The sequence below is a fragment of the Legionella beliardensis genome, assembly GCF_900452395.1.
In the GTDB taxonomy this organism is placed as follows: domain Bacteria; phylum Pseudomonadota; class Gammaproteobacteria; order Legionellales; family Legionellaceae; genus Legionella_C; species Legionella_C beliardensis.
The window spans coordinates 2,962,746-2,975,561 of record NZ_UGNV01000001.1 but is presented as its reverse complement, the minus strand read 5'-3'; the positions used below and the strand labels follow the sequence as shown (position 1 = coordinate 2,975,561).

Here is a 12,816-nt window from a genome sequence, read left to right as displayed (position 1 = left end):
ATATTTGGGAGTAAGCCTATGTCGCTAGCTAGCGGACAAAAAGCAGAAATTGTACAACAGTACCAACGCGCTGAAAAAGATACCGGATCACCAGAAGTTCAAGTTGCGCTAATGTCTGAGCGTATTAAATATTTAACTGAACACTTTAAAGTAAATCGCAAAGATTTTCATTCACGTCGCGGCTTACAAGCCCTTGTTAATAAAAGACGTAAGCTTTTAAAATATTTAAAAAGCAAAGATCAGGCACGGTATCAAGATTTAATTCAAAGTCTTGGACTGCGTGATTCTTATTAAAAGTTAATCTTGAGACTTAAGGACAAGACCCTTGCTGTTTAATTAAAAAGGCGCAGTATTCTGCGCCTTTTTTTTAATATTTATGAGGTAAGTTACGTGAGTAATAAAATTGTTAAAGAGATAAGATTTGGCGAGCATATTTTGACCTTAGAAACAGGTGAAATTGCTCGTCAAGCTGATGGTGCTATCTTCGCAAGTATGGGCGGCACGCAAGTTCTAGTTACTGTAGTAGGGAATAAAGAAAGTGCTGGTGGTGGTAATTTTCTGCCTTTAACAGTGACTTATCAAGAAAAAACTTATGCTGCAGGTAAGATCCCAGGTGGGTTTAATAAAAGAGAAGGCCGTCCATCTGAATCAGAAACATTAATCTCTCGCCTAATGGATCGCCCCTTACGTCCTTTATTTCCTGAAGGATTTTATAATGAAGTGCAAATCATTGCGACAGTCATGTCCCTAAATCCAGATGTGCCGGCAGATATTATTGCTATGATTGGTGCTTCTGCTGCTTTAGCCATATCTGGTATTCCTTTTCAAGGTCCTATAGGTGCTGCTCGGGTAGGTTATAAAGATGGCATTTACTTATTTAATCCAAGTCATAAGTTGGTTCAGCAATCTGAATTAGATTTAGTCGTTGCAGGGACTAGTGATGCTATTTTAATGGTTGAGTCTGAAGCACGAGAACTAAGTGAAGAAATCATGCTTGGCGCAGTCCTGTTTGGCCATGAAATGCTGCAAGGTACCATTCAAGGTATTAAAGAATTAGCTGCTGAAGTTAATAAAACGCCCTGGAATTGGACGCCTCCTGTTGGTAATGATGAACTAAAAGGGCGTGTAGAGGCACTGGCTACTGACGTAGTTGCAGAGACTTATTTAATTAAAGATAAGCAAGAGCGACGCCAACAGCTATCTGAGATAAAACAGCAAATTATTAATAACCTTGTTACTGAGCAGCCCGATATTGATCAAGCTGCTATTGCAGATTTATTAAGCGAAATAGAAAAAAAAGTAGTAAGAAACCGTATTTTAGATGGTGAGCCACGCATTGATGGTAGAGATAATCAAACGGTTCGTCCGATTGCAATTCGCACTAAATTATTAGAGCGAGCTCATGGTTCAGTCATATTTACGCGTGGCGAAACCCAGGCTATTGTTGCCGCTACATTAGGAAATGAGCGAGATGCGCAAATACTAGATAGTTTGATAGGTGAAAGTAAAGATCGCTTTATGCTGCACTACAATTTCCCTCCTTATTCTGTAGGCGAAACAGGCATGGTCGGTAGCCCTAAACGCCGAGAAATTGGTCATGGCCGTCTTGCTAAAAGAAGTCTCATGGCAGTATTACCGAACATCAATGAATTTCCCTATGTGCTACGTGTGGTTTCAGAAATAACTGAATCTAATGGCTCAAGTTCAATGGCAACCGTATGTGGTACTAGTTTAGCTTTAATGGATGCGGGTGTTCCTTTAAAAGCGCCTGTGGCTGGGGTTGCTATGGGACTCATTAAAGAGGGTGATCGATTTGCGGTGCTTACTGATATTTTAGGCGATGAGGATCACCTAGGTGATATGGACTTTAAAGTAGCTGGTACTGAAAAAGGTGTTACCGCATTACAAATGGATATAAAAATTAAAGGTATTACCAAAGAAATTATGCAGCAAGCCTTAGAACAAGCACTAGCGGGCCGAATTCATATTTTAGGTGTGATGAATAATTCGCTTTCTGAGCATCGAGAAGAGCTTTCTCAGCACGCCCCTCGTATTACTACAATGAAAGTTGCAGAAGATAAAATTCGTACCATTATTGGCAAAGGGGGTGCGACTATTAAAGGATTAATAGAAACAACAGGTGTTTCTATCGATATAGATGATTCAGGCACAGTGCAACTATTTTCACCAGATGCTGAGGCACTAGAGAATGCTCAACGTCAAATTAAAGCACTCATTGCGGAAGTTGAAGTTGGTCAAACTTACAAAGGTAAGGTTAGTAAAATTGTAGATTTTGGTGCATTTATTAATTTATTACCAGGTAAGGATGGTTTACTGCATATTTCTCAAATTTGTAGTGATAGAAATCAAAAAGTAGAGTCAGTTCTTAGCGAAGGGCAAGAAATTGAAGTTTATGTTGCTGGAATAGATAAGCAAAATCGAATTAAATTAGAATGGAAAGATAAGCCACAAGCAGCAACTCCTAGTCCTTCAGAGGGAAGCACAGATTCTGCCCAAGTAAAAGAGGCTGCAGAGTCTAATCCTCCGGAAGATAAAACATCTAATTTAGATGGCCAAACTAATAGTACTGAGCCACAAACTTTTGCCGCGAAAGACGAGGAATAAACTTCCAAATTAGTGGTACTGCATTGCTTAAGTCGACCATAAACGCTGTGAAGGCGTTTATGTCGCTAAGCGAACCGAATGTTATCCCATAAAATGCTTAAGCCTTGGTATGGGCTCTATATCTTCCTGTATCCTTGGATACCGCGGTCAAGCCGCAGTCATACAGTTTTTCCTTTTACTTATTGTGCCTACCACTATCCCGTAGTCCGAAATACCGTGCTTTGACCACGGTATCCGTACTTATCTTTAGTCTGATAGAGGAGGTAGTTAGGCGTTTTGCAGAGCGGGCTCATTATAAAGTAGCTGGGGTGGGGATGAAGTACCGGGGTTTTAGTCCTTCGGGCCTGTACCCTATAGCCGTCAGGCTAAGCAAATAGTTCTCTTAGCACCATAGAAAATACGATGTTTAGCGTACTTACGGTCTCGCAGCAGAGGTAAGTTTGGGCACTTTTTGGAACGAAGTTGTGCCTGGATGCGCGACATCGAGCCGCATGGATGGTTTCGGCGCGTCCAAAAAGGGAGCAAATTTACCTCTGCCTGCCTCTACCTTGACTCTTAGGCGTTTAGCCCACCTATATTTCTATTTTTCTCTTAACTTATAATAAAAGAAGTTAGCGAATTAATTTTAGAAATTCGCTACGGCTAATGGAGTGATCTCGCATTTCGCCTAGCATAACTGAGGTGACCATCGATGAATTTTGTTTTTCAACACCACGCATCATCATGCATAAATGCTTTGCTTCAATAACAACAGCAACGCCACGTGCGCCTGTGATATCCTCAATGCAGTGAGCAATTTCTGAAGTTAAGCGTTCTTGGATTTGCAAACGTCTGGCATAATAATCAACAATCCTGGCAAGTTTCGATAAGCCCAAAACTTTGCCATGTGGGATGTATCCTATATGGCATTTTCCAATAAAGGGTAATAAGTGATGTTCGCATAGTGAATATAACTCAACATCTTTTACAATGACCATTTCACTCATGTCTGAAATAAACAGCGCATTGTTAATTATATCTTCTAGTTTCTCACTATACCCTTTCGTTAAATAGTGCATTGCAGTAGCTGCACGCTGAGGGGTGTCTCGCAACCCTTCGCGCTCGGGATCTTCACCAATTTGCTCTAAAATTTGTTTGTATAAATCATGCATGAACAATGTCCTACCCTGGAGGCCAGGTCATTTGCCGGCCGCCCAGTAAATGTAAATGAATGTGGTAAACAGTTTGCCCACCACTGGGATTAACATTAAAAACTAAGCGATAACCGTCTTCATTCAGTTGTTCAGACTTAGCAATATGTTTAGCTTTTAAAATCATTTGACCTACTAATTGCTCATCTTCATTTGCTAGATCATTAATTGTAGCAATGTGTTTTTTTGGAATAATTAATACATGTGTCGGTGCTTGTGGGTGAATGTCATGAAAGGCAATCATCGTTGCATCTTCATAAACAAGATTTGGCTTAATTTCACCTTGCGCAATTTTACAAAATAAGCAATCCATAAGCTTCCATGAACAATTAATTAAATTAGCATTATACTCTTATAGCACGAGGAAAAAAGAGTATTTAAAAAATTACCGTATAAGCGTTGGATTAAGATGGTGTAAGGGTTTAAATGATAGAGAAATTAACTAATCTTATCTAAGATGCAATAAATTTATAGTAAGATATTTTGCCTTTTAAAGCAGTTTTGCGCATAATACGCTGTTTTTAAATTTGGATGGACTAAAGTGAGCTTAATGAATATTACTAGTGGTCGTAATGTCCCTAACGAGATTAATGTTATCATTGAGATTCCTATGTATGGGGCTCCAGTTAAGTATGAGGTTGATAAAGATAGTGGCGCTTTACGTGTCGATCGCTTCATGTCTACAGCCATGTTTTACCCAGTAAATTATGGTTATATTCCTAATACATTATCCCAGGATGGCGATCCTGTTGATGTATTAGTTGTGGCGCCTGTACCCTTATTAAATGGTGCAACCATTGCTTGCCGAGTCGTTGGCATGTTAAATATGACTGATGAGGCAGGTGAGGACACAAAACTACTCGCAGTTCCTATTAATAAATTAACTAAAATCTATTCTAATGTTGAAACCTATAATGATTTACCCCAACATTTGTTACTCTCTATAGAGCATTTCTTTCAGCATTATAAAGATCTAGAAGAAGGGAAGTGGGTCAAAGTTGATGGGTGGGATGGTATAGAGGCAGCCCATAAAGAAATTATGGCCAGTATTGAGCGTTTTGCAGGAAAAATTGCTTAATTAATGTGAGCTCAAGATAAAAATACTTCATTTAGCGACACAAACGTTCGCATAGTGTTTGTGTCGATTTCAGGTATTTTTTATTTGGCTTTATATGTCTTACGCCGCCTATAGAGGCTTTCAATTTGCTGATCATTTTGCAAAATTCGCTCTAACTCGATATTGGTATAACGAAAAAATCGAATTAACTCACTCTCTTTCTCAAAAAATTCGAATGATTCTTGTAATGATTTTTCGTCAAAATCAGCAAAAATCTTTGCTTTGCGTCGAATACTATCAGCACTATAACCTAGCCCAACCATCACCTCACGTGCCATTAAAAGTGAAGAGTCAAATGTTTCGCGTCTAAAATAATTAACTTCTTCTTTGTGAAGTTCATAGGCATGGCGCCGATTATGAGCGCGTGCATAAATCTTCAAATTAGGAAAATATTGCTTAGCTATTTTAACAATTTTAAGTGAGGTCTCGCTGCTTCCTACGGCGACAATAAGTATTTTAGCTTCATTAGCACCGGCATTGCGTAATAAATCTAGGCGAGTAGCATCGCCAAAATAACCTTGAAAGCCAAACTTACGTAACAGTTCAATTTGCTCTGGATCTTTCTCTAAGACCGTTAAATGAACATCTTGGGCTCGCAAAAAACGGCCGATAATCTGACCAAAGCGACCATAGCCAGCTAAGATAATCGAGTTTCTTTCCCTAATTGTATCGAAGTTTCGTAAAGGAATAGTACTGAGATATCGAGGAACGATAAAGCGATGATAAAATAACATCAAGAAAGGTGTAAGTGCCATAGAAAGGGCTACGACAAAATTAAAAAAATGAGCATTTGATTTTGAAATAACATTAACATGGTCTGCAAATTGAAACACGACAAAAGCAAATTCTCCAGCTTGTGATAATGCCAGGGCAAAGCCAATTCGTTGGACGCTAGTTAAATTAAATAAATACCCTAAAATAATTAATACACTTGCTTTGATAATAATAACCGTAAAAACCGTAGTAATAATGGTTAAGGGCTGCTCTCTAAAAAGATTAAAGTCCATGCTCATGCCTACTGAAATAAAAAATAAGCCTAAGAGCAGGCCCTTAAAAGGCTCTATATCCATTTCTAGCGTATGTTTATATTGAGAGTTAGCGAGTACTACGCCTGCAATAAAGGCGCCTAACGCAGGTGAGGCGCCAACGATTTGCATGAGCAAGGTAATGCCAATCACAATAGCCAAAGATGCTGCTGTAAAAACCTCGCGCAGGTTAGTTTTAGCAAGAATAAAAAATAAACGATGAGATAAAAAATGACCCATCAAGATAATAAGGCTAATAATGCCAATGACAAATAAGGCATGAAGCCATCTGGGAAAATCTATAAATTCTGGAGGTAAATTAGAAAAGTTAGAAACATTATAAGGCGCAAGCAGGGGCAAGATAATTAAAATAGGAATAACAGCAATATCTTGAAATAGTAAAACGGCGAATGATGTTTCACCTTCGGCGGTGCGTAATAAATTCTTTTCTTCAAGCATTTGTAAAACAAGCGCTGTTGAGGAAAGTGCAAGTGCCATACCTACTGCTAAGCTTTCTTGCCACTTATAACCCAACAAAATACCTAGAATTGCAAGCAGTGTCGTTGTCAGAATAACTTGTAAACTGCCTAAACCCACAATCGCTTTTCTTAAGCGCCAAAGCATTTTTGGTTCAAGTTCTAGTCCAATTAAGAAAAGCATCATTACGATACCGAATTCAGCAAAGCTCATAATTTGTTCAGCATTTCCTAATAGCTTAAATCCAAAAGGTCCTATTAGTACTCCAATAATCAAATAACCTAATACTGAACTTAATTTAAAACGACTAGCAATGGGAACAATAACTGCAGCTGCGGCTAGAAAAATAAAAACATGGGTTAATAAATTATTGTTCATCAGCAATACGCCGTTTATTAGTTAATGTGAGTTCGATAAATAGTAACTAGATTATATCGAACTGAGCTTTTTTCTAAAATCCGTATGAATAATATACATTTACGGGATAAAAATTCATTTAATGACACAAAAGCCATGGCATAGTTTTTGTGTCGAATTCACATTATTGTAAAGTGAATTCAGTAGAAAAAGATAATTTTAGAAACATATTAATTTACAACCATAAATTATTATGGCAGTTTTCATAATTTACAAAAAGATAAGAGTGCAGTAAACTAGCAAATTTGTCTATTTTTTATTCTATTATAATGTTTTCTTAAGCTAAGCCACGTATAATCATGTATTAGCGCGTTTTCAAGAGCAAGAAGGAATGCAATGAGTAACAAGCATGTATTGAGTATTTTTAGCCTGACTATGATTACTGTTGGATCAGTTGATAGTATCCGTAATTTACCTGCTACCGCTTTATTTGGCAGCCAACTGATTTTTTTCTTTCTGCTTGGTGCTTTATTTTTCTTAATTCCTACGGCATTAGTTTCTGCAGAATTAGCCTCAGGATGGGCAGAGCAAGGTGGAATTTATATTTGGGTTAAAGAAGCTTTTGGTAAAAAAGCTGGATTTTTAGCTATTTGGCTACAATGGATTGAAAATGTTATTTGGTATCCCACTATCCTATCTTTTGTCGCGGGTACAATTGGCTATCTAATTAATCCTTCATTGGTTACCAACCCTGTCTTTCTGTGGTTAGTTATTACCGCGTCTTTTTGGATTGTCACTTGGATTAATATTAGTGGTATGAAATCAGCAGCTCTTTTTAGTAATATCTGTGCGATTTCAGGGTTAATTGTGCCTATGACATTAATTATTGCCTTAGGTATAGTATGGTTATTAGGCAATAATCCTTCTCAAATTCAATTTAATTTGCATAGCATATTGCCACAAGGGCATGAAAGCTCATTATGGGTTTCCTTAACAGCAATTATGATGTCTTTTTGCGGTATCGAAATTGCTACGGTGCATGCAAATGATGTTCATAACCCTCAATATGCATTTCCGCGGGCTTTAGTTATTTCAGTAGCAATTATTCTAGTAACGTTAATTCTGGGCTCGTTAGCAATTGCAATTGTCTTACCAAATAAAGAAATTAACTTAGTTGCTGGCATCATGCAGGCATTTAATGCTTTTTTTGGACGTTATCATCTAATTTGGCTGATGCCAATTATTGCGTTAATGCTGATTATGGGTGGTTTAGGTGGGGTAAGTAATTGGATAATCGCACCAACAAAAGGATTAATGGTCGCAGCTTCGGAAGGAAATTTGCCAGAAATATTTCGACGATCTAATAAGCATGGTGCACCTATCGTTATTCTAATCATTCAAGCAATTATTGTTACCGTGCTATCTGCCCTCTTTCTTTTTATGCCCAGTGTTAATAGTTCCTATTGGTTGTTAACGGCATTAGCTGCGCAATTATATATGTTGATGTATTTGATTATGTTTGTTGCAGCTATTAAGCTTAGGATAAGCCATCCAAAAAAACCGCGGCTTTTTAAAATACCGGGCGGGCTATTAGGTATGTTAATCGTATCAGGGATAGGCATTATCGGTGTATTAGCTACTTTAGTCGTTAGTTTTATACCTCCTGATACTATTGATATTGGTAGCATTACTCGCTATGAATTAACCTTAGTATTTGGTTTAGTTGTAATGTGCTTACCACCCTTTATCAGTACTAGATTTCAAAAAAGTAAAATTAACTCTAAAAAACAATTAGAAGTTGCTTAAGAAGACGCAATGGATACAGGACAATCATATCCGCGTAGGATGTATGAATTTTATAAGTTTGAGATGCTACTTTATGATTGTGGTTTTCCAATTGGTTCAAAGCGTTTGCAAACCTATTGGAGTAACGGATGTCAGTTAACTTATTATTAACAACGCTCTTAGCACGCCTTCCTGAATTAGAATGGCAACTAAGTAAGTTTGAATTATCATTCAACTCTCGGGTATTTCCCAATGGTTTGTTTCGCTGTCACCCTAAAGATGACATCCAAGCTTATAGTAAGGAAGTTAAAACAGATATCAATACCCTAAGTCAACAAACAAACTTACGTGTAGCACATTATTTAGCGTTACAAATTAATCAGAAGATAAATGTTTTAGTTTCAGTATGTCAGCAACATTCTAAGAAAAAAGTGACCTCAGAAGTAGCCGACTTTACTCTTGATAGATTAACAACTCGCCAACAATGGCTACAAAATCTAGAACAGCAAATTACTTTATTAACGCAGCAAAAAGACGCTTTAGCCGCAACACTTGCTCAATCACAAAATTTAAATGGTGAGTCAAAATTAAAGCTGCAGGCTGAATTAGGCCAACTACAAAAACAGTTAACCTTAGCAAACGAGGCTTATTTAAAAGCAATGAATTAAATAGCTTAAACTTCAGTTTGATATAAAAACTATGATTTTCTATATCAAACTAGTCTTTTCATTATTGCATTGCTTTGATGGCAAGACATGCTAAGTCCTATATTGAATTCATCAATTAATACTGCGCTATATATTTAATCGAAAACAGAAGTGGCGACAAAGGGATTTGTCTGTGCTGGCTAATTTAGATCCTCGATTGTTTTTTGTTTACTTTGCTTATAGGCATTCCACTTTTTGTCATTCGCTAAAATATATTTACATGCTTCTTCAATAAAAAAATCACGGTAAGTAATTCCCGCCCATTGGCAGTACTTCATTATTTCTTCATGTGTTTTGACATTCATACGAATACGAAATGCAATTTTCTTTTGTGTAGCCGGTTCTGGGACAATAAGCATAATTTATACCTTAGGTTGATGTGACAAATGCAAAGACAATAAGTGTCTTATATCATGTAAAAAAATATCTAACAATAATTTTAACTTTCTGACTTAAATTATTTGACATATATTGCTCAAACGTGTAACTTAAAGTTGTCACTTTTATTTAGAAATAAACCTGACTCAATACATTGTTGTAAATAAAGGAGTAATTCTATGAAGAAAAACATTGTCGGTATACTAGCAGGCTGTTCATTGCTCATGCTTTCAGGTTGTCAAGTTATGTCCGGCGAACGAAGTGTTAATCAGTATAGCTCCGATGCAGCGATTACTACTTCAGTAAAGGCAGCTCTGGTAAATAATTCTGGCCTACCTGCTTCACGAATCCATGTGGAAACAGATAAAGGTACAGTTCTTCTAAGTGGTTTTGTTAAAACATATCAGCAGAAAATTAAGGCAGGTCAAATGGCTAGCCAAATAGAGGGAGTTAGAGTAGTTCAAAATAATCTTATTGTAAGAAAATAAGATAACGACCATAAATCTTAATTGCGTTAACTTGATTTAACTAAGGAAAAATGAAATGTCTAACAATAATAGAGTAGCTTTTGAGAACGGAAAAGAAAAAGTAAATCATTTTTATGAAGAAGGTAAGCAGAAAGCGGAAGATGCTTACCGCCAAGGGGAAAAAAAAGTAAGTGAAGCCGTTGAAAAGGGTGAGGAGAAAACCCAAGATTTTTATAATCAGGTCAAAGAATCAGCTGGTGAGCTTTATAACGAAAGTAAGAAAATTGTTAATGAGGCAAAAGATTATCTGCAAGTTAACTCTGATGAAATTCTAAATAAAGTTAAAGAGAAGCCTTTAAGTGCATTACTGATTGCTGGTGGAGTAGGTTTTGCCCTCTACAATCTTTTAAGAAAATAAACTACATTGAACAAATATAAATAGGAGTTGTATCATGAAAATAAGAACAATAAGTGCATTTTTACTAGGCTCCAGTGTCTTATTTGCTGCGAACACATTTGCCAGCCAAGGCGCAATAAATAGCGGTTTTTCTAAAGGCTACGATCTGCTCCCTCATGATCAATATACTTTAGAAGGTAATTGGTTTAGTACTCGTAACTTAAGTTGTAAAGTACGCGCTAAGGGCAATGAAGCAAATCCTATTATTATGACAGCATTGAAAAAGAGAGCAATTATAAATGGGTTGATTGTTCCAGAAGGAAATGCAATGACTGTTGTTCTACATCTCGGTGATACAATTCATTTTGAATTAGAAGCACGCTCAAAATTAAGCTTAATGAATAATGGTGAGCAATTGGTTAACTTAAATTGTTCCTAATTGGAGAACAATCCCTCAAGATTAAAGCCAACTGTGTTTAAGTTGGCTTTAATCATTTGCCCAGCTCGCTTAAAGGCTATTTTTTCTAATATTATTCCCACAAGATTAATTAACTAGTGGCGCAATCAATTATGAGCTTTTGTGGAATTTATTGAGCTAACTATACGTAAATACCGCAGTTGGTAAATTGCTCGCCTCATCTTGAGTAAAGTTATCTTGTTCTTTAAAAAATCGTTTTGGATAGGCCTTGGTGATAATTGCCTCATTAGGCTTTTGCGAAGTCCAAGAGTTAGAGTATAAATTAGGGTCTTTATGAGGATGAGATTTAGCGTTAGTGACAGTATTCATAGAATTTACCGGAGCTGGCAGCTCTTCTAGAATTGGCTTAGCCTCAATCTCTGCATTTAACTTTTGTAGGAAATTACCTAAAGTCTTAGTCGATTTATACCAATACATTTTAGCCGCATTGAATTCTGTTAACTCTACAGCATCTAATGCGACATAAGTCCCAATTATTGCAGCAGTAATAATAATTGCAAACGCTGCCCAGGGTATTACGCTAAAACTTGCCATGAGGCCTAAACCTATTAATAGTCCAGTAAATCCCGCAGAGCCACCAGCTATAGTACCAAAGGCCCCCACAAACCCTAAAAAAGCGGCTTGTCCTTTATCAGAGTTATTAACTAGGTGGCTTTGTTCATTAAGTTGATTAAGTAAAAATTGATTAATTCTTGCCTTTAAAACAGCATCAAATGTTTCTGAGTCTGAGTGCTTATAAAAATCATATATTGATTGCAATTTTAAATAATTTAATAAGTTAGCAATTAATTTTTTGTCTTTTGTATTTTCGTCGTTTAATTCTTTGATTTTCTTATTTAAGAAGTCATAAAAGTCGGCAGCAGAATCTAAGCCTTTATATTGCTTAGTTTTAGCAAAAAGTGCACTTAAATTATTTAGTAAGAGCGCTTCATAATGGTCTTGTTTCTTATTAAATTGCTCCTGTTCCTGTTTGGACTTCTTATAGGATAAATACATGATAGGTAGACTAGCTAACAAAAATATTGTGCCACATACGCCACCTAGTAAAAAAGTAGCTGCTCCGCCTATACCAAGGCTCAAAGCTGAGCTAACCATACCAAAAATGGGCCAAGCTACCCCACTTGCAGATCCTAACCCCTCGAATGTAGGTCTTAATAATGCCATAGGTTTACCTCTAAAAAATAAATGACTATAGGTAACATCAATTTTTATTCTTTTTGACTATTAGGAAATCAAAATGAGTTATGATTAAAGCGTTGTTGCGTGGCCCTAGCCGCCACACCTAAGGTTAACAGATTAGCCGGTATTTGAACAACCCTTAACAAATAATTTGTGACATTAATGTCAAATAGGCTATGACAAAAATTGAGTTGTATGATTTTTAAAAATCTGGCAAAATAAAGGTAATTTATTTTGTCACAAAATTTTATAGATTATAGGAGGGTAATTATGCTTATAAATCGAGAGCCTACTGCGCAGAAAAAAACACAATTTCGTATTAGGATGAGTGCAAAAATATATGATCAAGTTACACAATATTGTCAATGGGCAGGAATTAATAAGCGAGACTTCTTCATTGAAGAAGCCTGTAAGTATATCCTAGCTCACGATACAGAATGGCTTACCTATAAGCAAAGTGCCGATTTTGTAAATGTGGTATCTTTGCCCAATAATTCTATTGCTATAACGTCTTTACGAGATGGTAATAATGAGCAAACTTTAACTATGAATGAATTAATTCAGGATAATTAATTAACGCAAATAATTACCATTTAGATTGTTAATTTTAAATTTCATAGATTGGATGACATGG

14 protein-coding genes are annotated in these 12,816 nt (G+C 36.5%); 9 read left to right on the top strand and 5 right to left on the bottom strand.

What is annotated here, in order from left to right; translation table 11 throughout:
* Positions 1-18 precede the first annotated feature (18 nt).
* A complete protein-coding gene (gene rpsO, locus DYE47_RS13145; protein ID WP_115303795.1) occupies positions 19-294 on the top strand; it encodes a 30S ribosomal protein S15 in 276 nt (91 codons plus the stop codon).
* A 96-nt stretch (positions 295-390) separates the two neighbouring features.
* Positions 391-2,625, top strand: a complete 2,235-nt coding sequence (pnp, locus tag DYE47_RS13140; protein ID WP_115303794.1) for a polyribonucleotide nucleotidyltransferase — start codon at positions 391-393, stop codon at positions 2,623-2,625.
* A 611-nt stretch (positions 2,626-3,236) separates the two neighbouring features.
* Here pnp and folE read toward each other — a convergent pair.
* Together folE and DYE47_RS13130 are read right to left on the bottom strand one after the other, a co-directional pair.
* Entirely contained in the window at positions 3,237-3,776 is a 540-nt protein-coding gene (gene folE / locus DYE47_RS13135) for a GTP cyclohydrolase I FolE (protein ID WP_115303793.1), read from the bottom strand.
* A 10-nt stretch (positions 3,777-3,786) separates the two neighbouring features.
* Positions 3,787-4,128, bottom strand: a complete 342-nt coding sequence (locus DYE47_RS13130; RefSeq protein ID WP_115303792.1) for a histidine triad nucleotide-binding protein — start codon at positions 4,126-4,128, stop codon at positions 3,787-3,789.
* Positions 4,129-4,356: 228 nt separating this feature from the next.
* Here DYE47_RS13130 and ppa point away from each other — a divergent pair, with 228 nt between their 5' ends.
* Positions 4,357-4,893 (top strand): inorganic diphosphatase, encoded by a 537-nt coding sequence (gene ppa, locus DYE47_RS13125; protein WP_115303791.1) that lies wholly within the window; start codon positions 4,357-4,359, stop codon positions 4,891-4,893.
* 80 nt (positions 4,894-4,973) lie between these two features.
* Here ppa and DYE47_RS13120 read toward each other — a convergent pair whose 3' ends face one another.
* Entirely contained in the window at positions 4,974-6,812 is a 1,839-nt protein-coding gene (locus DYE47_RS13120; protein WP_115303790.1) for a monovalent cation:proton antiporter-2 (CPA2) family protein, read from the bottom strand.
* 375 nt (positions 6,813-7,187) lie between these two features.
* Here DYE47_RS13120 and DYE47_RS13115 point away from each other — a divergent pair, with 375 nt between their 5' ends.
* Entirely contained in the window at positions 7,188-8,597 is a 1,410-nt protein-coding gene (locus DYE47_RS13115; RefSeq protein WP_115303789.1) for an APC family permease, read from the top strand.
* A gap of 128 nt (positions 8,598-8,725) precedes the next feature.
* Positions 8,726-9,244: a hypothetical protein gene (locus DYE47_RS13110; RefSeq protein ID WP_115303788.1), complete on the top strand. Its 519-nt coding sequence runs from the start codon at positions 8,726-8,728 to the stop codon at positions 9,242-9,244.
* A 179-nt stretch (positions 9,245-9,423) separates the two neighbouring features.
* On the opposite strand, the gene DYE47_RS13105 is transcribed toward DYE47_RS13110, so the two are convergent.
* Positions 9,424-9,642 (bottom strand): hypothetical protein, encoded by a 219-nt coding sequence (locus tag DYE47_RS13105; RefSeq protein WP_115303787.1) that lies wholly within the window; start codon positions 9,640-9,642, stop codon positions 9,424-9,426.
* Positions 9,643-9,840: 198 nt separating this feature from the next.
* On the opposite strand from DYE47_RS13105, the gene DYE47_RS13100 reads away from it, so the two are divergent.
* The 3 genes from DYE47_RS13100 to DYE47_RS13090 are packed head-to-tail and all read left to right on the top strand — an operon-like array spanning position 9,841 to position 10,964.
* Positions 9,841-10,149: a BON domain-containing protein gene (locus DYE47_RS13100; RefSeq protein WP_115303786.1), complete on the top strand. Its 309-nt coding sequence runs from the start codon at positions 9,841-9,843 to the stop codon at positions 10,147-10,149.
* A gap of 55 nt (positions 10,150-10,204) precedes the next feature.
* Positions 10,205-10,546, top strand: coding sequence for a hypothetical protein (locus DYE47_RS13095; protein WP_115303785.1), 342 nt, complete (start codon positions 10,205-10,207; stop codon positions 10,544-10,546).
* 34 nt (positions 10,547-10,580) lie between these two features.
* Entirely contained in the window at positions 10,581-10,964 is a 384-nt protein-coding gene (locus tag DYE47_RS13090) for a hypothetical protein (protein WP_115303784.1), read from the top strand.
* Positions 10,965-11,120: 156 nt separating this feature from the next.
* On the opposite strand, the gene DYE47_RS13085 is transcribed toward DYE47_RS13090, so the two are convergent.
* The gene (locus tag DYE47_RS13085; protein WP_131750089.1) at positions 11,121-12,167 is read right to left on the bottom strand and encodes a hypothetical protein; all 1,047 of its coding nucleotides are present in this window, start codon (positions 12,165-12,167) and stop codon (positions 11,121-11,123) included.
* A 285-nt stretch (positions 12,168-12,452) separates the two neighbouring features.
* On the opposite strand from DYE47_RS13085, the gene DYE47_RS16235 reads away from it, so the two are divergent.
* Positions 12,453-12,755, top strand: a complete 303-nt coding sequence (locus DYE47_RS16235) for a hypothetical protein (RefSeq protein WP_176579715.1) — start codon at positions 12,453-12,455, stop codon at positions 12,753-12,755.
* Positions 12,756-12,816 lie beyond the last annotated feature (61 nt).